This is a genomic window from Candidatus Cloacimonadota bacterium (genome assembly GCA_012516855.1).
GTDB lineage: Bacteria > Cloacimonadota > Cloacimonadia > Cloacimonadales > Cloacimonadaceae > Syntrophosphaera.
In genome coordinates this window covers 18,132-40,264 of the sequence record JAAYWB010000066.1, presented here as the reverse complement: position 1 = coordinate 40,264, position 22,133 = coordinate 18,132, and the positions used below count along the sequence as shown (strand labels likewise).

Here is a 22,133-nt window from a genome sequence, read left to right as displayed (position 1 = left end):
GCAACTGCCAAAGAGGGCGGACATCAGCTCCGCCCTCAGGTTTTTATGAACGACAGACCTGATTTCCGCAGCGGCTTCGTGGCCATCATCGGCAAGCCAAACACGGGTAAATCAACCCTGATGAACCGCATCCTGGGAGAAAAGATATCCATCACCTCCCCCAAACCACAAACCACGCGCTACGCCATCAAGGGCATCCTCAACCGCGACGACTGCCAGATAATCTTCATCGACACCCCGGGCTACCTCAAACCGCGCTATGAGCTTCAGGAAAGGATGCAGAAAATCTGGAGCGACGCCTTCAAGGACGTGGACCTGGTGCTGTTCATGAGCGATGTGAAAAGGTTTCCAACCCAATACGACACCGAAGTCCTTGAGCATCTGAAGGATTTGCGCACCCCGCAGATCGCTGCATTCAATAAGCTTGACCTCGAGCCCAACGTGAACCGGGACTTTTTTTTGAACCAGCTTCCCGATTCATTCGATACGGCTCATTTCATCTCAGCCTACACCGGCGAAGGCATTCCGGAGCTGCTGGATTCGCTGATTCAACACATACCCTATCATGCGCCTTATTATATGGAGGACCAGCTATCCGATCTGCCGCTACGCTTTTTCGCGCAGGAAGTGATTCGGGAGGCCATCTTCCATCATTTTGCCCAGGAGATTCCCTACGCCACGGCTGTGCTGATCGAAAAATACACTGAGAAGCCGGACAGGGTGGTGATTGACGCTGTGATCTGGCTTGAGCGGCAAAGCCAGAAGCCCATCATCATTGGCAAAAAGGGTGAAAACCTGGCCAAGATACGCAAATACTCTGAAACACAGCTCTCGGCTTGGCTGGAAACCGAAGTGCAAGTGCATCTTTGGGTGAAAATCAAGCCGGGTTGGCGAAAAAAATCCACAGCTTTGAAGGAATTGGGTTTTGATTGAGGAAGCAGGGGGCTGAAATTATATTGACACAAATCAAGCCACGCCAATTCTAGTCTCCCAAGCGAACCAGTCCTTGTTTTTTGTTTTTCCAAACCTATACAACGCGTGGAGAATATGCACTCAAACAGAGACGAGAAAGCCACTCTGGTAGTGGACATCGGAAATACGAACATCACCTGTGGTATCTACCAACGCGACCAAATGACTTGGTTCGCTAGATTCCACAGCACTTGTAGCCGCACCGCAGATGAATATTTTGCGTTGCTAAAGCCGCTGTTGCCGGACGTCAGTGAAGAATACATCGGCTCGATCGCCCTTGCCAGCGTGGTTCCGGAACTGAGCCGAATCTGGCAGCACCTCTTTCAGAAATATCTGAAAGCCTCTGTTTGGGAACTAAACGCTCTCAGCGTTCCCGGGCTAAGCTACAAGGTGCTGGATCCCTCCTTTGTTGGCGCCGACCTTATCGCCAATGCCTACGGGGCCTGGCAGAAATACCAATCTTCCTGCCTCATCCTGGACCTTGGCACAGCCACCAAGGTGCAGTTGGTCTCAGCGGAAGGCTGTTTTGAGGGCACCGCCATCGCGCCGGGGCTTAAAACCGGAGCGTCCCAACTCTTTGAAAAAGCGGCCCTGCTATCCCCGATCGAGATCACAGCGCCTGCAGTGCTGCTGGGAACAAACACCCGTGACGCCCTGCTTTCGGGGATAGTTCATGGCCACGCCTTCATGCTGGAAAACTATGTCAGGCAGGTTAAACTCCACTACTTCGATTACAAGGACATCCGCGTGATCCTTACCGGCGGAATTGCTGATTTGGTAAAGCCGCTGGTGCCCTCTGCAGACATCGTGGACAAAACACTTACCCTGGACGGCATCCATCTGGCCTGGAAGAACAGTCACTGATTTACACCGCATGAAAAAACCCCTCGTCCTGATCTGCCTCCTTTTAACTGTATCCGGGCTTTTCGCCAGCCCGGAGTTCTATCCCCGCCTTTGGATCGAGGGTTACAATCCACTGGTTTACAATACGGTGGATATCTACAAGCTATACAGGGGCAACAATTACCTGAAACAAAACCCCTGGTTCATCAGCAGCTTCGCGCCCAGCCAGGATGAGATTATCGACTTTGAACAGGGCAAGGTGGTGATCACCACCAAAGCCGGCAACTATGAGCTGGTGCCAGGCTACACCCTGAGCTTTGACCGTTATTTCGCCAACCTCAAGAGCAAAGCCTTCCGCAAATCGCTGTTCGAAAATTACCGTACCCAATCTACCCAAACCCAGATCACCAGCACCGGCCTCATCAAGGAATACGTTCTGGAACTCCCCAGCATCGCCGTGCCCAAAAGTGTGCAGAAGGTGTTCGGCTCCTCGGCTGGAAAACTTAACCTGGATGGCACAGAGAAAGTCACCATCGAGGTGGGAAGCACCAAACGCAAGAACGTTGCCATCTACGAGACCGAGAATACTGGGCAGCTGGACATCAAGATGGAGCAGGAAACCAACCTGAGGCTTACAGGCACCATTGGTGACAAGATCGGCGTCAACCTCAAATACAACAGCAAGCAGGACGAACAGCTATTTGATCCCAACAACATCAGCATCAAATACACTGGCAACGAGGACGAGCTTATCCAGAGCATCGAAGGCGGAAACATCACCCTCGCCCTCTCCGGCTCCCGCTACATCAGCTATTCAACCGCTTCCAAAGGCCTCTTTGGCGTAACTTCCAAGCTCAAATACAAGGACCTCGATTTAACCCTCATCGCCAGCACCGAGGAAGGCCAGAAAAACACCCAGAACTACGTTGGGACCAGCCAGGCTGACTCCACTGTCTTCCGCAGCAGGGATTACGCCCCCCGCACTATGTATTATCTGGAAGACCCTTACGAGCTTTACGACCTTTACACCCAGGCAGAGGTATCCAACACCGTGCCCCAGGGCTGGGTGAACAACGCCGTGAAGACCGATCCCACCGGTGCGTGGATCATTAAAAACCCCAATCTCCTGCCCGAAAATGGCAGCGTGAGGGTTTATCTGGATGACGCCAATACCACCAACAACGTGGCGGCAGCCGAGGGCGAACCCATCTATTTCAGCGAATCTGACTTTTACACGCCTTACTATGATGAACTGATCGAGGGCACAGACTACGTTACAGACTACAATTCAGGGATAATCCGCCTGAACAAGACCATTGACAGGCGCTATACCATTGCAGTGAAATATGTTCGCCGCGATGGGATTCCTGTGCCTTTGAACAGCGATGCCGAGGACGGCATCCTGCACGCCAAGGTCATCCGCCGCCGCAATCAGGAATACGATCCGGGCGACCCCAACAACGTTTGGCATTACCAGATGCGAAACGTTTATAACATGAACAAGACCAACATCAAGAACGACGGCTTCACCCTGAACGTCTATACCATGAACGTGGACCTCACGCGCAACTATCTGGTGCCGGATTCGCTGGCCACGCCTAACATTGTTACCTATACAGATTATTTGCGCATGGACAGCACCGGCGACGGCCTCATCAATGGCGACGACAACACCGTCAACCTTACCACAGGCCTTGTGGTGATACCTTTTTTGGAACCTTTCCGACCCTTGGGAGACGGGATTGTCTATACCGAAGAGGGTGAAAGCGTCAGCTATCTGGACATCGGTCTTTATATGTCTGTGAAAGGAAAGATCGGCCGCGAATCGGTTGACCTGGCCCAAGGCGGCATCCTCAAGGGCAGCGTGATAGTCAAGGTTAATGGCTTTGAGCAAAAGGAGAATGTTGACTACATCGTGGATTACGATTTTGGCCGGATCACCTTCCTCACCACGGCAGGCAAGGACCCGGATGCCAAGATCGAGATCGATTATGAATACCGCAGCGCTTTTGAGGTGTCCAGCAAATCACTTGCCGGGGTGAGGGCCGACTGGAACATAACCGACTGGGCAAAGCTTGGCGGCACCTTCATCTACCGCTCGGAAAACGTTGCCGACCGCCGTCCCCGTGTGGGCAGCGAAAACATAGAAATGTACATGGCAGACCTCGATGGCACTTTAACCTTCAAGCCGGCTTTCATCACCAGATGGCTGAACGCCCTGCCGCTGATCAACACCACAGCGGAAAGCCGCATCACCTTCTCCGGCGAGATTGCCTACACCATTCCCAATATCTACGGCGACCCCAACGAAAAGCGTAAGGAAGCCTATCTGGATGACATGGAATCCATTATGGATTTCTATCCCATGGGCGTCACCATCGGTTCCTGGAGCCAGGCCAGCAAGCCCTACAACAGCTCCCTGGCCCGAGGACGCACCAACTGGTATAACCCCAAAAACATCCGCCGCGAACAAGTGGAAGACCCATCTACGCTCACAGACGCAGAAAAACGCGAAAACGTGACCGTGCTTGCAATGAAGGTCTTTCCCGCCAATCTGGGTGTGCCCAATTCCGACCTCTGGAGTTGGGGCGGCGTGATGAAATACCTGGGCAATCAGTTGGATTTCTCGCAGAAGAAATACATCGAACTGATGGTTAAGTTGGTGGGAAGCGACAGCGGCCCCCAGCCCAATCCCATTCTGCGAATTGACCTGGGCGACATCAATGAGGATTTCTACACCGAGTTCGGCGGCTTAAATGTGCTCAACACAGAGGACAAAAACAACGACGGTGTTCTCACTCTGGAAGAGGACACCGGACTTGACGGCATCTTCCACGGTGAGCCGGGAGCTGACCCCAACGACTTGGCCAGCAACGAGATAGACCAATATGGCGATTATCCCCAGATCAACGGAACCGAAGGCAACCGGGTGCTGGATACTGAGGACCTAGACGGAAACGGCGTTCTGAACACCCTGGACCGCTATTTCAGCTATTCCTTCGCCCTTTCCGATTCCACCTTTCTCCAAAACGTGAACGAGGACGGCTGGCGGCTTTACCGCGTACCACTGACAGATCCGAATATCTATGAAGTGGTGAACAACTCATCCGCCGGTGTTCCGCCCACCCTTAAAAAGGTTTCCTACGGCCGTCTGATAATGGAAACCAACCTTCCAGCCAAGGTGCTTATTTATGACTTCAACATAGTTGGAAACAAGTGGGAGGATTTCTACGTGCGCAACCTTGAAGGCCAGATCATCCCGGATGTGCAGGTCAACAACTACAACACCAGCTACCTCTCCGGCATAGTGAACAACCAGAAGAACAGCTCCCACTACGTTTCCCCGGAAGGCAGCTTCTATATAGATCTGCGCCGCGAATCCAGCGAATCCGCGCTCACCCTGGCAGTGGAAAACCTTCAGCCCGGCCATCAGGTGCTGCTCCGCCAGAGGCTTTTCGATCCTTACAACCTGCTTTCCTACAATAAAGTTAAGTTCTGGGTCTATCCCGAGGCCCGCGAAGGTGCCACTTTCTATCCTGATTCACTGGATGTGGTTTTCCGCGTTGGTGCTGACAGCCTGCACTATTACCAGATCCGCCAGCGTGTGCCGGTGCTTCCTTACCTCACCAAGATGGAGCGCGATGCCTGGATCGAGCTGGTTTACGACCTCCAGGCCATGACCTCCCTCAAGGAGGAATTCCCTGAAGAAACCTCAGGCCAGAGAATTGAAGGAAACACAATTTACAGCTTCCGCGGCGCGCCCACGCTCACCAACGCCCGGGACATCTATTTTGGAGTTTATTCACCTCTAGATGTTCATGCGCCCCAACCTTATACAGGTATCCTCTACATCAACGACCTCAGGGTAGCCGAGCCCTATGAAGATATCGGCATTGCCAAACGCGTGTCACTGAATTCAGTATTCGCGGACCTCAGTTCACTGGACATAGATTATGAGGACAAGAGCGAGAATTTCAACACAGTCATACAGCGCGGACGCGCCAATACCTTTACCAGCGCAAAAACCCTGAACATCAACAACCGCTATTTCCTGAACAAGCTGTTTCCCGCCTCCTGGGGCCTGGACATTCCTATCAGCCTAACCCGCAATTACACTCTGGGAATACCCCGGTTCCAGGCCAACTCAGACCTCCTGCGTGAAAACATAGACGATCCCAACGATAAAAACCGCCAGCGCAACGAATCCCTGCTCTATTCAGCGGATTTCGGCTTCAGCCAGCGCACGGTGCCCAAGTCCAAAATACTCCAATATACCATCTACCGCACATCCCTCAGCGGACGCATCGAAAAAGCCTACCGCTTCACGCCCACAGCGGCTGACACAACCCTAACCTGGCGCGGGACCCTGAACTACAATCTCAGCCTGCCCAGCGACAAGGTCAGCTTCCGCCTCTTCCGTGATTACCGCTTGGGTTGGTTTCCTACCACTTTCAACAACAGCTTCACCATTAACAATACCGATCCCCTTAGCTGGAACTGGGAACGCCGTGACGGAGTTTACGGCTGGCATCCCCGCGCCCAGACAGTGCCCACCCGGGTTTTCACCACCGACAGCAACGTGAGTTGGGGCCTCACATCAGATATTGCCCTGAACCTGCGCCTAAATTCAGAACGAGACCTCATCCAGGAGGTGCTCTGGCAGAACTTCAATATCGGAAAACTCACCAAATACGTTCAGGACCTCGGCCTGAACTACAATCCCACCTACCTGCGGGATATTTTAAGCTTCACCGTGAGCGGCACCTCCCGCTTTAATGAACAGCAGCGCAAATACTATCAGAACACCCCCAGCGGACAGATAGCTTATTTCGAAAGCGACGGCAGTTCCAACCGCACCGTAAGGGCCAATTTCACCCTTATGAATTCCAACCTCCTGTCCAGATGGGCAGGCAAAGTAAAATCAGCCCACGATGCCAAAGTGGCCAGCCAACCTCCTTCCGGCGAATCCAAACCTGGCGAAGGGATCGGTGATAAGCCCAAAGACGAACCCAAGGAAGACCTCAGCGAAGAAGACAGGAAGCGGCTGGAGGAAGAGCAACGAAAGAAAGACGAAGAACAGGCTTACCTGGACAAGCTAAAGGAAATGGAAAGTGAAGGCCTCAGCGATGAGGAAAAGATGAAGTTGCTGGAGGAAGAACAGCGCAAGAAAGACGATGAGCAAGCTTACTTGGACAAACTGAAAGAGCAGGAATACCTGGACAAGCTGAAAGAACAAGAATACTATGACAAACTAAAAGAGCAGGAATACTTGGATAAAATTGGCGAGGGAGACAAACCCAAGGAAGGCGACAAACCCGGCGGCGGTGGAAAAAAGCCTCGCGAAAAGTTCTATTTACCTTACGCCGCGCTTAACTTCCTGTCCAAAATAAAAAACGTGGCCGCCACCTATCAGAATTCCTATGTGCAAAGCTATTCCCGCAAGCAGGAAACACCCCCGTTCCTCTTCCAGCTCGGCGTTCCCAACAGCGTTCCCCAGGATTCCCTTGATTCCGTGGCTGACAACAACACCCTTTCCCTGACCAGCGGCGTCACTTTTTCCCGCGCCATAGACAGCGTGTTCCGCTATTCCCTGTCCTTCGACCAAACCCGCTCCAACGCATCCAACCAGGCCGTGGCCGTCACTTTCCCCGATTTTACCGTCTCCCTGCTGGATTTCCAGAACTGGATCGGACTGGGAAAGATACTCACCAACGCCCGCCTCAACAGCGGATTCCAATACACAACCCGCGCCAACGGCGATCTGGATTGGGACAAACCCAAACAGGAAACCGCCACCCTCGCCCTCAATCCTTTGGTGGGCTTCACCGGCACTTTCATAAAGAGCCTCAGCACCAACCTCAGCTATTCACTCTCCACCGGCGAAAACACCACCGACATGGATACCTACGAAATCATCAAAACCTCCCTCACGCATTCTCTAAACGGCGACCTGTCCTATTCTTTCCGCAGCGGTCGAGGCTTTACAGTGCCCTTCACCAAGAAGAAGATCCACATCAAAAACGAACTGACCTCCAGCCTGAACTTCCTCTGGGAAAAGAAATACGACGAGACCTTCGGCCGCGAATCCCTCTCCCAGATTGACCAGGACAACACCCGCATCGCCATAACCCCCAGCGCCACCTACCAGTTCGATGCCAACATCCGGGGCGGACTAACCGGCGCCTGGGAAAAAACAGCCGACAACAAACGCGATACCGGGCTGCGCACTTTCCGCATCGGCGTCTGGGTGGAAGTCAATCTGTAGAGCCAGCGGACACGGGCCTTTGTTGTCCTGTCAGATTCACCCTTAGCGCCCAATTCTATCCCACTTTCACACCCCTCGTATAATACTCGCATCAAATGCGGGTATCATGCGTGAGGCGTTTATGGGCCCAAAGAAAGGGCCTTAACGGCCTGAAGGTCAAGCCTCGATCTTTAGCAGGGAGAAGGCTTAGAACTGGAAATAGATGAAGGGCTGGATGTCGGCGGAGCGGAACTGGAAGAGAACCCATATCACCACGGCCAGATAGAAGGCCTGGGCTGGCACCGGGCTCTTTTGCAGAAAGCCTTCAACGCCTGTTTTGAACTTCTTGGGCAGCCAGTGGAGCAGATAGCCAATGGCGATGAGGGCTGCCACCACCTGGTACTCCTGAAGCCAGATGAACAACAAGCGCGGATTGAGGTTTGTAAAAATGCGCTCCATCATGGTGAGGGCGTCGTCAAAAGTGCGGCTGCGGAAGAATATCCGGGTGAAGGTGATGAAGTTAAAAGTGAAGAGAATGCCCAGGATCTTGAGCAGAAGCGGGGTTTGGCGCGGCGGGGCGCTTTTGTCTTTGGAGCGGGGCCAGAAGATGTTGTGCACGAATCTGTCCATGCAGAGGCCAACTCCGTTGAGCGCGCCCCAAAGCACGAAATTCCAGGAAGCGCCGTGCCAGAGGCCGCCCAGCACCATGGTGATCATGAGGTTCACATAGGTTCGCACTTTCCCTTTGCGGCTGCCTCCAAGGGGGATATAGAGGTAATCGCGCAGCCAGGTGCTGAGAGATATATGCCAGCGGCGCCAAAAATCGCCCAGGGATGAGGCGCGGTAGGGTGAATTGAAGTTTGGCTGAAGCTCGAAACCCATCATTGTGGCCAGGCCGATGGCGATATCCGAATATCCGCTGAAATCGCAATAGACCTGCAGGGAATAGCCATAGAGGGCCAGAAGGTTCTCCAGTCCGGAATAAAGGGCAGGGTTGTCGAAAACGCGGTCAACGAAGTTAATGCTGATATAATCGGCAATGACACCTTTTTTCACCAGTCCGGTGAAGATGAGCAGCAGGGCCTTGGCAACCTGTTCCTTGTTCAGGGAGAGTTGTTTGTTAATCTGGGGAATGAACCAGGAAGCGCGGAGAATCGGCCCCGCCACCAACTGGGGGAAGAAGGACACGAAGAAGAGGAAATCGGCAAAGCTGTTTACAGGCTTCAGTTTCCGGTAGAATATGTCCAGGGTGTAGCTCATCGTTTGGAAGGTGAAGAAGGATATCCCCACGGGCAGGAAAATATCCAGGGCGGGCAGATTGCCTCCGAAAAGGCCGTTTATCGTATCGATGAGGAAATTGGAATACTTGTAATAGCCCAGGGAACCGAGGTTCCAAATCACGCTGAGTGCGATCAGCAGCCTTCGCCGGCCCTGGCTTTTGGAGTTTTCCAGGCCAAAACCGATGAGGTAGTTGATGCCGGCGGTGATCACAAGCAGCAGCACAAAGACGCCGCTGGTCTTGTAATAGAAGTAGAGCGAGGCCAGCATCAAATACCAGGTGCGAACCTTGATTTTCTTCACCACAAAGGGGTAGAAGAGCATCACGACGGCAAAGAAAAAGAGGAAGAAGCTACTGTTGAAGATCAACGGATTCTTGGGGTCGTAAACCAGGCTTTGCAATATTCTTTCGAGGATCAAGGACGGTTCTCCGCGTAATGTTTGTAAGCCCGCATGAGGGCTTCAAAAAAAAGCTGCCCCTGCAGACGGTAGCCCGGGGCGCTGAAATGCACCATGTCTTTGCCGGCAATTCCGCCGGAGCGCCATTTGCTCATGGAGCCCTGGCCGCCCATCACCGTCTGGAGATCCCAGCAAACATGGCCGTGGGCTTTGGCATAAGCGGCGATTTCTGCCCCAACCTTGGCCACATCGGCGTTTGGGACTCCGTTTTTATAGGAATCCGGGGGCAGGGTGAAGAGGATGAGGGCGTCGCCGCTGTATTTGTAGAGTTTGGTCATGAAATTGTCTATGGCTGTGCGAAAACGGGTGGCGCTGTAAGTTCCCTGGGCGTCGTTGGTGCCCATGGAAATGACTATGAGGTCGGGTTTGAGGTTCCGGCAGAGGTCAAAGATTTCCTGATTGTTGAGCTGGTTGCGGAAGGAGGCTCCGTTGATGCCCTTGTAATGGAACTTTAGAGTGGGGGAGAAGCCCTCTTCCGCTGATTCCGCCAGCCACCGGTTGAACTCCTTTTCCGTGGCCCCGGCGAACCAGCCTGGCTTGATGTGGGAGCCGCCAAACTGGAAGAGGGTGACCTGTTTCCTACGTCCTGAACGCAGTTCCATCAGCTTCTCGAGAAATGGCGCCAGAAGGGTATCCGTGGCAGGGATGAGGTTGGCGTCCCTTTTCAGGAAGTTCCAGCCGTGGAAATAACCTTCAACGGCTCGCAGGGCAAAATGGCTGTGGATGTACTCGTCCAGGGGGTCAATTCCCTCCGGCAGTTCCTCGCTTGGCCAGGCTTCCGGATATTCCGGCATATCCTCTGTAAACTCATCTGAGGCAGACGTTGACTGGGAATCTGGGTCATCAGATTCGTCAGCCCAAACCAAGGTTGTAAAAATTAGGCAGAGAAGAAGCAGCAACAGCAATTTGCGCCCAAGCTCAGTCATTTTTGCCGGTGGTGAGCACCTTGTGGAGCATCCGGGCCAGTTTGTCGGCACCGGCCCTGGTGAAGTGGGTGTAATCCTTGGCGGCAAGCCTGGGACTTGCGTTCACGTATCCTATCATGGAATTGTAGCCGCCCATGGCTTCATATAAGTTCCAGAAAGCGGAGCCGGTCTCAGCTGCGAGCTGGCTTTGGGTTTGCACCAGGATGGGAATGTCCGGCGAGGTCTGGTAAGAGCCGTTCTGCTTGCTGCTGCGGTCCTGAACCCCGATCACCAGGATGGGAACGCCTGGCATGGCGCTCTGGATGTGGCGGATGGATTCCGTCATTCCCTTTTTGTAGCGTGAATAATCCCGGACCTTGGGGCTGGAAACGTTTCCGCCGTATTGAAGGACCACCAGATCGTAATCCAGGTAACGCTGGAAAGCGCCCATGTATTCGGTGGGGATGGCGTTGAAATACATTCCGGAAAAACCGCGCACGGCAAAATTGTCCACATAGACGCCGCTAAGGTCATCGAAGGAAACGCCGAAAACGTGAATGGGATCTGTGGGGCTGAAAGTTAGCCTGATCCTGGTAACGGGAGTGGCTGGACTTAAATCCAGCATTTGAACACCTTCGCCCGGCGTGAGGGCGTGGGTGGTCTGCTCGCCTCCGTTGAGGGAAACCCGAACGGTGGAATTGGCCGAGGCCCGGGAATAGAAAAGGCGGATACGGCGGAATTCTGAAGCTCCGCCAGGGGTTTTGACACCGGAATATTCCACCCAGGCCGGGCCGCTAACGTTGAAGCGGCGGGTTTCTTTGCGCGAACTGGCTTCCTGGCCGGTAGAGATCACATTGCCAAGGGAATCAAGCACTTCCGGGATGGCTTCGGTCTCGATAACGGATTCTTCGTAACCCCAGGTGCGGGGAATGAAAGTGTAGCCCACCATGCCGAGGGGATATTTGTCAGATCCGCGTTTCATGAAGGAAACGGTTTCCCAGTTGCGGGAAAATTCGTGCCTGATGGTCTGGCGAAAGCCGTGAACGATGGATGTGATGGGCACCAGGCCGACCCCGTGGCCTCCATATTGGGCCTGGAGCAGTTCACGCAGCTTTCCGGTGAGGAGGTCTCCCTCGATGATGGAATCGCCAAAAAAGGCGATACGCAGGTTTCCGGATCGGTTCTGGCCCTGCTGCTGGAGCTTTTGGAGGAAGGGCTCAAGCTGCTGCAACTCGCTGGCGATGTGCATCTGTTTCGCTTTCTCAGAGAGGGAATCAGCGGCAGAAGCAACCTCGGGTGGGGCCATCAGGGTTTTAATGGGATCGAGCTTCTTGATGGAAAACACCTTGCTTTCGCGGGCGGGAACCAGCGGAGCCAGAACAGCCACGAGCACAATGGCCCCGGCTGTTATCAGAAAAGGACGCCAGAAAGATTTGTTCATTCATCCACCAACAGAACTTTTCCTGTTTGGTTGCCGGCTTTGATCAGATAGACGCCGGAAGGACAGCGCTTGCCAGTTTCATTGTTGGCATCCCAGCAGAAAGCTCCATCAGACACGCTTCTCAGATTGCGGACCAGTTGCCCGCGGGAGTTGTAAATTCTGGCTTCGGTTGCGTTTTGGGCCTTGATTTGAAAGCTGCTGCCTGGATTGGGATGGCAGTTAAGACTTGGCGAGGGCACCAGGGCCGGATCGTTTACGTCTGTAGCAGTGTAGTCGTAAATTGCCACAAAGCAGTCTTGGTTGGTTTCCGAGCCGCTGTCCAGAACATGATTGCCAAAGCGCATCACGCCACTGAACCAGCCAGCGACAACGAATTTATCGTCGCCCAGCCATTTGACATCGGATCCCACATCCGAATACATGCTGCCGGCGCTCACCGGAGGATGAAATTCATCCTTCAGCGCTATGTCCCAGGCGCCATTGGAAACCAATGTCCAATTTCCGAAAGAAATCTCTTCCTCAAAGGAGAGGAGGGATATTTCTTTGTTCACGCCAACGATATCCACCGCGCGACCCTTGTCGGAGCCTGTGCCGCCATAATGCTCAACATCCAGCCAGTTACCGGCTGCGTCGAAATGGGCGATATAAATGTCATCGGAACCGTTCACGCTGTTGAGGGTGGTCCCGCCGATGCTGCCAGTGCCGGTCACTCTGCCGATAACGGCATTGATGGTGGGGGTGAGGTGCTCATCAGCGGCGATGTTTATCGCGCCAACCCCGTGGGAGGGTAGAACCCAGACGGTTGAGCCATCGCTGTTGTAGCAGGCCACGAACATGCCGTTGGCGTCTGTGACAATATCCCCGAAAACACTGCCCGGGCTGGCGCTGCCTGTGATGTAGGCAACGGACCAGGTGTTGGTGGAAAAAGTATCCACTTTGTAGCCATATTCTACTCCTGGGCCGCCGGCATGACGAGCCCAAAGGGGATTTCCGTCTGTATCGCAGCGCAGTAAAAAGATGTCGCTGCCGCCATAACTGCTGATGCTTATGTCGTCTGAAAACACAATGGTGTCCGCGAACCAGCCAGTGAGATAGATGCTTCCGTCCCTTGAGGTTTCGATGCCGTAGCCGATGTCATTGAGTGAGCCGCCGAAGGTCTTAAACCAGAGCAAATCACCCGCTGGATTGAGTTTGCCGTAGAAAACATCCCACATTCCGGAGTGGGGATAGGTTTGGCCGTTGAAAACCACCGGACCTGTGCAAAAGCCTGTAAAATAGCAGTTGCCGTCCATGTCTGCCGCGACTGAGAGGGCCACATCCCCGTCGTTGGAGCCGAAAGTCCTCACCCAATGCGGTTCGCCGTCAACGCCAATCTTTGCCACAAAGCAGTCCGAAAGGCCATTGGAAAGGTAATTCACGCCGCCGATGCTTAGAGAATCTGTGAATTCCCCGCATACCCAAAAATACTGGGGGTTGAAGCTGTTGGGCTGAACAGCAAGGTCCCAGGCGGATTCTTTGGCTGGCGAGCCGAATCCGGTGGCCATTTGCCAAGCGCCGGCACTCAGATATGCTGTAAGCAGCAGTAAGATTATCAGACTGGTATATGTTTTCATTGTTATTGCTCCTGATGCCACTTTTAAGGCATGGTTATTTTGACAAGGAAAAAGTTGGAAATCAGTTGACAAAAGAGGCGGGAGGGAAATTGTGGCTTGGCCAGGCGCAGTGCAACGGCAGCTTGTGAACCATGTCAGATCAGGAATGAAGCAGCATTAAGCAACGCGAGTCGTGTGTCGCTGTCAGCCTGGCTTTTTACAAGGCTGGTTATGGCTTGATTTTTGCATTATTGTTTGGTTAATCAAGGAGTTTATAGATGAAAAAACACTCACTCATCCTCTTTCTGGTGTTGCAGAGCGCGCTGGCCATTGCCTTTCCAGCCCGGATCAATAGCTGGAATGTTGACAGGGACCTAAAGACCCTCAACGCGCATAATATCAACGTGGACAATGTGAACCGTGCCACCGGGACCATCGTTGTCTATTTAAGGGACGACAGCGAAATGGCACTGTTGTTGGATGAGGGTTTCTCGGCTGAGAAACTTCCAGATTTGGCGCGGGAAAACGCCGCCCGCCTGCATCAGAACAGCTCCAAAGACGCACCCAAAGATGATTATTACACCATCACCCAATACAATCAGTTCATGCTGGATACCGCCGCGCAGTATCCCAACATCTGCTCCCTGAGCCAGATAGGAACCTCTGTGCAGGGCAGGCCGCTTTACTTTATGAAGATTACGGACAATCCCTCCCTCGAGGAAGCTGAGCCAGAGTTCAAATTCATCTCTTCCATCCACGGCGATGAAGTTGTGGGCTACGATATGTGCATCCGCCTGATCCAACTGCTCACCTCCGAATACGGCAATAATACCAGAATCTCAAATCTAGTGAACAACACCGAGATCTGGATTTGCCCGATGCTGAATCCAGACGGATTCGTGCTGGGGCAACGCTTCAACGCAACGGGGATCGACCTTAACCGCAATTTTCCCATGCCTTTCGGAGGGAACCAGCATCCCGACGGCAACCCCTGGGCGCATGAAACCATAGCCGTGATGGACTTTGGCAACCTGCACAACTTCGTGCTTTCAGCAAATTATCACGGCGGAGCGCTGGTGGCGAACTACCCTTGGGATTACACCTTCGCACTTGCCCCCGACAACGCTCTGCTGATCGAAGCCGCGCTTACCTACGCCCGCCACAACCTGCCCATGTACAACAGCACGGAATTTAACCAGGGCATCACTAACGGAGCTGAATGGTATGTCATCACCGGCTCCATGCAGGATTGGAACTATGGCTTCACCGACTGCATGGACATAACCTTGGAGATTAGCAACAACAAATGGCCGCCAGCATCGCAACTGCCAACTTTCTGGGCGCAAAATCAGGAATCGATGCTGAGCTTTATGGAGTTCGCCCAACGCGGCATTCACGGCCTTGTTACTTCGCAGTCTGGAAGCCCGCTGAGCGCCACAATCACGGTTCAGGGCAACGCCAAGGTGATGCACACCGATCCCGCTGTGGGAGACTTTCACCGCTTGTTATTGCCTGGGACTTATACTGTTACGGCCTCCGCTCCGGGCTACCTGCCTCAAACTGTGGATATCACTGTGCCTGTCTCAGGTTCTGTTGAATACAACTTTGTGCTTGACGAAGCCCAGGCAGTTGACCTCATAGGTCAGCTTAGGGACATAGACGGCTTTGGAATACCCGGAGTGAGTGTGAGCATTGATACTGTGCCAGCCAGCAACGCAACCGCCGATGCCCTGGGCTGCTTCGTTTTCAGCGGCATCCCCGAGGGGCAGTATCATATAACTTTTAGGTCTGGAAACCAGTTGGTGCACGAACAGGACATCCTGCTCACGATGTTTAACAACCGTCTTGTTTTTGTGCAAATCGAACCGCAGCAAAGCTTTTACGACTCCTGCGAAAGCATCACCAACTGGACCGCCAACGGCCCTTGGGCAGCGGTGACCCACATGGGTGAGAGCGTGATAACAGATTCACCCTCTGGTAATTACGCCAATAATACTCTAAGAATACTTCGCATCACTAATCCTATCTCCTTGCAAAATATAATTGAACCAACGCTTAGCTTCAAGGCTGTTTACGATCTTGAAAACGGCTACGATTTCGTGCTGGTGCAGGCTTCGACCACTACCTCCAACTGGACGGAGCTGGGCCGGATTACCGGCACCCAGGCTGACTGGCAGGATTTCAGCTATTCCCTGCAGCAATTCTCAGGTCAGAATGTTTACATCCGCTTTGCTTTGGATTCTGACTGGAGCGTGAACGGCGATGGCATCTACCTCGATGATATAACCGTGGCTGGCATTGGGGCAGACCAGATTGTTTTTGGCGACGTGGACAGCGACGGGCTGATCAGTGTGAAGGACGCCCAGGCCGTGATCGATTACACTGTTGGTTTTGATCCCCTGCCCGATATCGACTCCCTGCCTTGGTCAACGGAACGGGTAACCGCTGCGGATGTTGACCTGAGCCTGGTTTTGGATTCCAAGGACGCCTGGTTGATAGGTCAGTATTTGTATGACCCAGAGTTCCGCTTTCAAGCCCAGAGTGGGGAAGAGGCTGTTTTGCCGTCCGTATCGCTGAATGCAGAGCATATCGACGACCCAAGTTTCATATATTATGTGGTGAGTGGAACTCCGGCAGGAGAGTTTTATTGCATAGACTGGCAACTGCTTCCCCAGGATGGCGTTACGAATTCGGAGGTCACCCCAAGCGGGGACATTTTCGACGGTATTTCAGCGTTCAACCCCCATCTGTTGAAATACGCCCATGCGCAGCTTGGAGGCAGCGGAAACCTGAGTTTCGCTTTTGCTTACAACACTTCCCTGCCTGGAATAAACCTTGCTTACAGCGTCAACGGCCAGTCCGATGTGCTGAATTTGCCATCCAGCGTGGCTAATGAAGACTTGGTAGAGCCTCCGGCTGTTTTTGTCCTTCAGCAGAATTATCCCAATCCCTTCAATCCGAGCACCCGGATCGAATTTTCCCTGCCTAAAGACCAAGAGGCCTGGCTGGGTATCTACAACACCCGCGGGCAGTTAATGAAAACATTGCTTAATGGACAGACGGCCAAGGGCAGCCATCAAACAGTCTGGAATGGACTGGACGACAATGGCCTGCCTGTGGCTAGCGGCATTTACCTCTGCAAACTTGTAAGTGGCGGCAAAAGCCAGGTCCGTAAAATGATCCTGATGAAATGATGGTACGCAAGATCCTTATTATATCCCTTGCTTTGCTTCTTTGCTTGGTTCTGAGCGCCTGCAAGCACAAGGAGAAAGAATCCGTGCCCGAAACCATGCCCGGCACAGAATTCCGCCATGACGCAACCCTGACGGTTTCAGCCCCGAACGGCAGCGTCAAAGCCAGGTTTGAAGTGGAGATAGCCGCCACTCCGGAAGCCACCATGCAGGGGCTGATGTACCGTGAGGAAATGGCCCCGGACCACGGCATGCTCTTTGATCCGGAAGGACTTTCAAACACCTATTTCTGGATGAAGAACACCTACATGCCGCTGGATATCATTTTTATTGACGCGGATCAGCGTGTTCTGAACATCGCGCGTGACACAGTGCCTTTCAGCACCGAACAGATAAAGCCGGACGGCATTTACAGATATGTTTTGGAGATCAATGCCGGCCTCGCCCAAAAACACGACATAGACGTCGGAGACAAGATAGAATGGACAACAGATTAGTAAGAACAATGGTATTGCTGCTCAGCCTTCTGGCTTTAAGCCTGTTTTTTTCCTGTGACAGGGAACAGGATTTCGAATCCGAACAAGGCACCGTGCTGGAACGGAAAACGTCCCGTGATAGGGACAGGCAGGATGAAGAGATTGGAATCGGAAACCTGAGTTCCCGAGACAGCCTGAAAAACGCTCAGAAAGCGGAAAAGACGAACTCAGGTTCATCGCCTCTGGCGAAGTTTGAATACAACTGGTCAGATGCTTCCGGAATTCCAGACATCGTAATCGTTGTGGACGATTTTGGCAATAGCACTGCCCTGCTTGACGACTATGCCCAGCTTCCTTCCGAGGTGGTTTTTGCCGTGTTGCCCGATCTTCCAGTTACACAAAAATCTGGCCAGGTGGCTTCCCAAAACGGCCATGAAGTTATCATCCATGTGCCGATGCAGGCTGAAGGCGGCGGAAATCCCGGAAAGCGCTACATCAAAACAAGTTCCACCCAGGCAGAGATAGCGGAGTTGCTCACAGCCTTCAAAAGCCAGCTGCCCATGGCCATCGGAGCCAACAATCACATGGGCAGCGCGGTGACCGCCAACCGCGATGTGATGGAAATCGTTCTCAATGAGCTGCATGCCCACAATCTCTTTTTCCTGGACAGCTATACCTCCGGCTCCAGCAAAGGCCCTTCCCTGGCTCGCACCCTGGGCTATCCCGCCCTCAAGCGTGACATGTTTTTGGATGTGCCCGACAGTTCCGATGCCACCCTGGCTGCCAAGATCAATTCCCTCGGCAACTTCAAGGGTCGCCGTGAGCCCATCGTGATAATAACTCACTGCCACAATAGGGATAAACTAGCTGCCCTGCAAAAATTCATCGCCCAAATCAAGGGCATGGGACTAAAACTCACCACCCTCACCCGGGCCAGAAACATCTCCGCCTGAGCCTCATCAGAACAGGAAATATACAAAAGCTATCGTAGAAACACTATCCAAATCAACCCTGCCAGGGATATTTACCCGCGAAAAACGAAAACGATTCTTTATTAATCAGATACTTTTGGGGTGCCTTGTTGCCCAACCCCTTCCTCGTCAGCCTCAACCACGGCATCAATTTCGGTCTGTTCCGGATGTGCCTCCTGCCCGCCCCTGCCTTTGTGCATAAAACCGCGCTTGATCTCTATGGGGATCATGTCGATATTTCTTTTTTCCACCAGCACGGTGAGCGTGTCATTGGGTCTTATCTCAACCGAGCCGGAGGGGGCTATGACCTTGTCCTGGCGGTTGATAAAGGTGATCAGGGTGCCCGGCGGCAGATTCAGATCCTTCACCAGACAGGAACCCTCATAGAATTCAGCGTCGATAAAGACCTCGATGATCTCATAGTTGGTGTCCTGCACGGTCACAAGTTCCAACATCTTGGGCACCTTGTTGCGGTCTTTGGTGGTGAGCCCCAATTTGCGCGCCAGAGGCAACAGCGTCGTCCCCTGGAGCAGCATGGAGAGCGCCACATTGAAGAACACGATGTTAAAGATCACGTGTCCGCTGTCCAGCCCCGCCGCAGCCGGATAAGTGGCCAGCACGATCGGGACCGCGCCCCTCAAGCCCACCGCTGAAACAAAGAACTTCTCCTTGGGCTTCAAATTGGTGAACAGGGTGAGCAGCCAAACCATCAATGGCCTCGACACCAGGGTGAGGATAAGAAACACGATCACACCTGAATGCCAGATTTTCGAAAAGTCGCGCGGAAAAGCCAGCAGCCCCAGCAGGATAAACAGCCCCACGTTTGTGATGAAGGAAAGGATGTTGTTGAAGGCGAGCAAGCCCTTTTTGTAAGGGATCTGCCGGTTACCCATCACAAATCCGGCAAAGAAGGCTGAAAGCATCCCGCTGGCCTTGAACACTTCTGCCAGGCTGTAACTTAGCAACACGATGGAGAGCAGATAGATATAGAAATACTCCGCCTCGATGTGGCGGATTTTTTTGAAGACATACACCGCCGCAAAGCCGATCAGCACCCCGATTCCCGCTCCTCCTACCAACATCCATACAAAACTCAACACCGCCTTCAGCGTACTGGCCTCATACCCCGCAACCAGACTGACCATAAACGTGGTCAAAACCACCGCCATGGGGTCGTTGGATACCGATTCCAGCTCTGTGAGGGTGCGAACTTTGTTATCGACAGAGTGGCCCTTGAAGATGGCATACACCGCCGCGGCGTCTGTGGAAGAGATAATTGAGCCCACCAGCAGAGCCCTCAGAAAAGGCCATCCCGTTATCAGGTGAAAGAGCAATCCTGTCACCAGGGCGGTCAATATCACCCCCACCGTGGACATCAACAGCACGGGCTTGAACACTTGGCGGAAATGTTGCTTCTTGGTGCTGAAACCACCAATGAACAGGATGAACATCAACGCCACGTTTGCCACCTCTTTCACGAAGCGCGCGTTGTCAAGATAGATGAGCCCGGTTACGTCGCTGCCAAAGACAATGCCGATGAACAACGATAGAATGATGACCGGCACATTCACTTTGTGAAACACGCTGGCCATCAATACCAGAGTCAGCAACACCACGGCAGCTATGAGCATATATTACACCATATCATTATTTTGGCAGCAGCAAATTGTCCGATCGTCCGACCCAAATCACGCTGCTGCGAGCTTTTGTGCAATTCTGAGAGAAGCTCAGTTTCGGTCAAGACAAAATATTATTCCCCGCCCCGAAATCAGTTTTGGGAGCTGTTAGGAGCGCGTCAGGCCCAATACACGTATTTCAGTTAAGCTGAGTTTGCATCAATGGGCTGAAACCAACGTCTAAAAGAGTAAGACGGTTTTTCTTTGACATGATTTCCACTTCAATCCGGTTCCTCCTTAACGCGCGTGCATCCGCCGCTTGTCCGCCTCCCGGAAGATGCCCGCACCCGATGCGGGGATTGGGCGGGTGGCTCCCAATGTCCAAATCAGGGAGCGATAACAAGGAGCAGGGAAAATAGGCCTTCACCATTTTCTTTGATTAGCTCGAATCCAGAGTGTGGTTTGTGAAGAAAATCAATCCATACACAGAGATGTGAACGGGAAAACCCAAATGATGATACCCTGTTCAAAAAACAGGGGTATGTGAGCGGGATTTTTCGCTTGACAGAAAAAGCGGCCTCAAAAAGTCTGCCTAAACTTGATAAGTTAATGAACAGCGCCGGGGGCGTAGTTCAGTTTGGTTAGAACGTCTGCCTGTCACGCAGAAGGCCGCGAGTTCGAGTCTCGTCGCTCCCGCCATAATACTCGGATGCCGGAAACGGCATCTTTTTTTTTGAGGGAGAGCGGATCCCTCCTGACCGGGAGACCTGAACGAATGAGAGAGACAAACGAACACGAGTGCATGCATTTCCAAAAAATGGAAGGCCAGGCTGTGCGCTGTTTGCTTTGCCCGCATTGCTGCCATCTGGAGGTGGGGGAGAGTGGGCTTTGCCGCGGGCGCAAGAACATCGACGGCAAGCTGATAGCGGTCAATTATGCCCGCAGCATCGGAATGGCGCTCGATCCCATCGAAAAGAAGCCTCTCTATCATTTCCGCCCCGGTTCGAAAATCGTATCCTTGGGTTCAAATTCCTGCAACCTAAGCTGCTTTTTCTGCCAGAACTCCGAAAGCAGCCAGCAAGGATGCCCAACCATTATTATTAGCCCGATGGAACTGAAGGAACTGGTGCTGAGGAAATGCGGGGACGGGCCACTGCAGGTTGCGTTCACCTATACAGAACCGCTTACCTGGTATGAATATGTTTACGATTTCGCGCGCCAGGCGCCAGAGGTTGACATCGTGCTGGTGACCAACGGTTTCATCAATCCGAAACCCCTGGATGAACTGTTGCCCCATATCAAAGCGATGAATATAGACCTCAAATCGATTCGCCCGGATTTTTACGAAAAACACTGTGAAGCACGCCTGGGGCCTGTTCTGAAGAGCATTGAGAGGGTGATGGGGGAGGGCGTGCATCTGGAACTGACCAATCTGCTGATTCCCGGGTTGAACGATTCAGAAGCCGAGATCAAAGAACTGGTGGATTATGTGGCAGGCCTGGACAGGAGGATACCGCTGCATTTTTCAGCTTATCATCCCGCTTTCAGGTCTCAAATCCCGTCAACCCCGGAAAGCACGGTTCTTCAGGCTTGCCGGATCGCCTCAGGCAAGCTGGATTATGTTTATGCCGGCAACATCCTTTCCGCGGAGTTCCACGCCACCCTTTGCCCGAAATGCTCTTCGGAAGTTATTTCCGCGCGCAGACAGCCGCTTGCCCTGAAAGCCGGCAGATGCTGTTCCCACTGCTCCCAGCCGATCTATGGGGTGTTTTGATGTTACGTCGCCTGCGGGAATATATGAGCCTCGCAGATTTTCTGCTGATCCTGGCCGTTCTGGCAGCCATCATTGCCAGTGCCTTCATTTTCATAAAGAAAGAGGATCAGCGACGGGTTTACATATATAAGGATAACTTGGCCTTTGGCTCCTATCCTCTGAACCAGGACCGCGTTGTCCGCATAGACGAGCATAACACGGTGGAGATCAAAAACAGCAAAGTGCGGATGCTGTCAGCAGATTGCCCTGACCATCGCTGCGTAAAACAGGGAGCTGGAGACGTGCTTCCGATTGTTTGCCTGCCAAACCGGGTGGTGGTGGAAATCCGCTCCCGGAGCGCTGAGCGCGGCCTGATAGTCCAGTGAGGCATA

Annotated in this window: 13 protein-coding genes, 1 tRNA gene and 1 other RNA gene; 10 read left to right on the top strand and 5 right to left on the bottom strand. The window is 53.0% G+C overall.

Annotation, left to right across the window (positions count from 1 at the left end):
- Window positions 1–45 precede the first annotated feature (45 nt).
- From GX466_06830 to GX466_06820, 3 genes are all read left to right on the top strand, one after another.
- Window positions 46–933: a GTPase Era gene (locus GX466_06830; protein NLH93915.1), complete on the top strand. Its 888-nt coding sequence runs from the start codon at window positions 46–48 to the stop codon at window positions 931–933.
- Window positions 934–1,047: 114 nt separating this feature from the next.
- Complete coding sequence (locus GX466_06825; protein NLH93914.1) at window positions 1,048–1,836, top strand: type III pantothenate kinase; 789 nt, start codon at window positions 1,048–1,050, stop codon at window positions 1,834–1,836.
- Window positions 1,837–1,846: 10 nt separating this feature from the next.
- The gene (locus GX466_06820) at window positions 1,847–8,080 is read left to right on the top strand and encodes a hypothetical protein (GenBank protein ID NLH93913.1); all 6,234 of its coding nucleotides are present in this window, start codon (window positions 1,847–1,849) and stop codon (window positions 8,078–8,080) included.
- A 186-nt stretch (window positions 8,081–8,266) separates the two neighbouring features.
- Here GX466_06820 and GX466_06815 read toward each other — a convergent pair whose 3' ends face one another.
- The 4 genes from GX466_06815 to GX466_06800 form a co-directional block, all read right to left on the bottom strand.
- On the bottom strand, window positions 8,267–9,661 hold the full coding sequence (locus tag GX466_06815; protein ID NLH93912.1) for an MBOAT family protein: 1,395 nt from the start codon (window positions 9,659–9,661) through the stop codon (window positions 8,267–8,269).
- Window positions 9,662–9,753: 92 nt separating this feature from the next.
- Window positions 9,754–10,590 (bottom strand): hypothetical protein, encoded by an 837-nt coding sequence (locus GX466_06810; protein ID NLH93911.1) that lies wholly within the window; start codon window positions 10,588–10,590, stop codon window positions 9,754–9,756.
- 124 nt (window positions 10,591–10,714) lie between these two features.
- A complete protein-coding gene (locus GX466_06805; protein NLH93910.1) occupies window positions 10,715–12,142 on the bottom strand; it encodes a hypothetical protein in 1,428 nt (475 codons plus the stop codon).
- Window positions 12,139–13,755 (bottom strand): hypothetical protein, encoded by a 1,617-nt coding sequence (locus GX466_06800; GenBank protein NLH93909.1) that lies wholly within the window; start codon window positions 13,753–13,755, stop codon window positions 12,139–12,141. Before GX466_06800 ends, GX466_06805 begins: the two co-directional genes overlap by 4 nt.
- A 98-nt stretch (window positions 13,756–13,853) precedes the next feature.
- Here GX466_06800 and ffs point away from each other — a divergent pair.
- The 4 genes from ffs (at window position 13,854) to GX466_06780 (ending at window position 18,354) form a co-directional block, all read left to right on the top strand.
- An RNA gene (ffs, locus tag GX466_06795) (signal recognition particle sRNA small type) lies at window positions 13,854–13,952 on the top strand.
- A 60-nt stretch (window positions 13,953–14,012) separates the two neighbouring features.
- The gene (locus GX466_06790) at window positions 14,013–16,928 is read left to right on the top strand and encodes a T9SS type A sorting domain-containing protein (protein NLH93908.1); all 2,916 of its coding nucleotides are present in this window, start codon (window positions 14,013–14,015) and stop codon (window positions 16,926–16,928) included.
- Window positions 16,929–17,011: 83 nt separating this feature from the next.
- Window positions 17,012–17,422, top strand: coding sequence for a DUF192 domain-containing protein (locus tag GX466_06785; protein NLH93907.1), 411 nt, complete (start codon window positions 17,012–17,014; stop codon window positions 17,420–17,422).
- Window positions 17,407–18,354 carry a divergent polysaccharide deacetylase family protein gene (locus GX466_06780; protein NLH93906.1) on the top strand — a complete coding sequence of 316 codons (948 nt, stop codon included), beginning with the start codon at window positions 17,407–17,409 and terminating at the stop codon, window positions 18,352–18,354. The genes GX466_06785 and GX466_06780 overlap by 16 nt, the downstream gene beginning before the upstream one ends.
- A 101-nt stretch (window positions 18,355–18,455) precedes the next feature.
- Here GX466_06780 and GX466_06775 read toward each other — a convergent pair whose 3' ends face one another.
- Complete coding sequence (locus GX466_06775) at window positions 18,456–20,003, bottom strand: potassium/proton antiporter (GenBank protein ID NLH93905.1); 1,548 nt, start codon at window positions 20,001–20,003, stop codon at window positions 18,456–18,458.
- Window positions 20,004–20,609: 606 nt separating this feature from the next.
- Between GX466_06775 and GX466_06770 the strand changes: the two genes are divergently transcribed.
- From GX466_06770 to GX466_06760, 3 genes are all read left to right on the top strand, one after another.
- Window positions 20,610–20,687, top strand: a tRNA-Asp gene (locus GX466_06770).
- A 76-nt stretch (window positions 20,688–20,763) separates the two neighbouring features.
- The gene (gene amrS / locus GX466_06765) at window positions 20,764–21,762 is read left to right on the top strand and encodes an AmmeMemoRadiSam system radical SAM enzyme (GenBank protein NLH93904.1); all 999 of its coding nucleotides are present in this window, start codon (window positions 20,764–20,766) and stop codon (window positions 21,760–21,762) included.
- Window positions 21,762–22,127, top strand: a complete 366-nt coding sequence (locus GX466_06760) for a NusG domain II-containing protein (protein ID NLH93903.1) — start codon at window positions 21,762–21,764, stop codon at window positions 22,125–22,127. The genes amrS and GX466_06760 overlap by 1 nt, the downstream gene beginning before the upstream one ends.
- The last annotated feature ends 6 nt before the right edge of the window (window positions 22,128–22,133 follow it).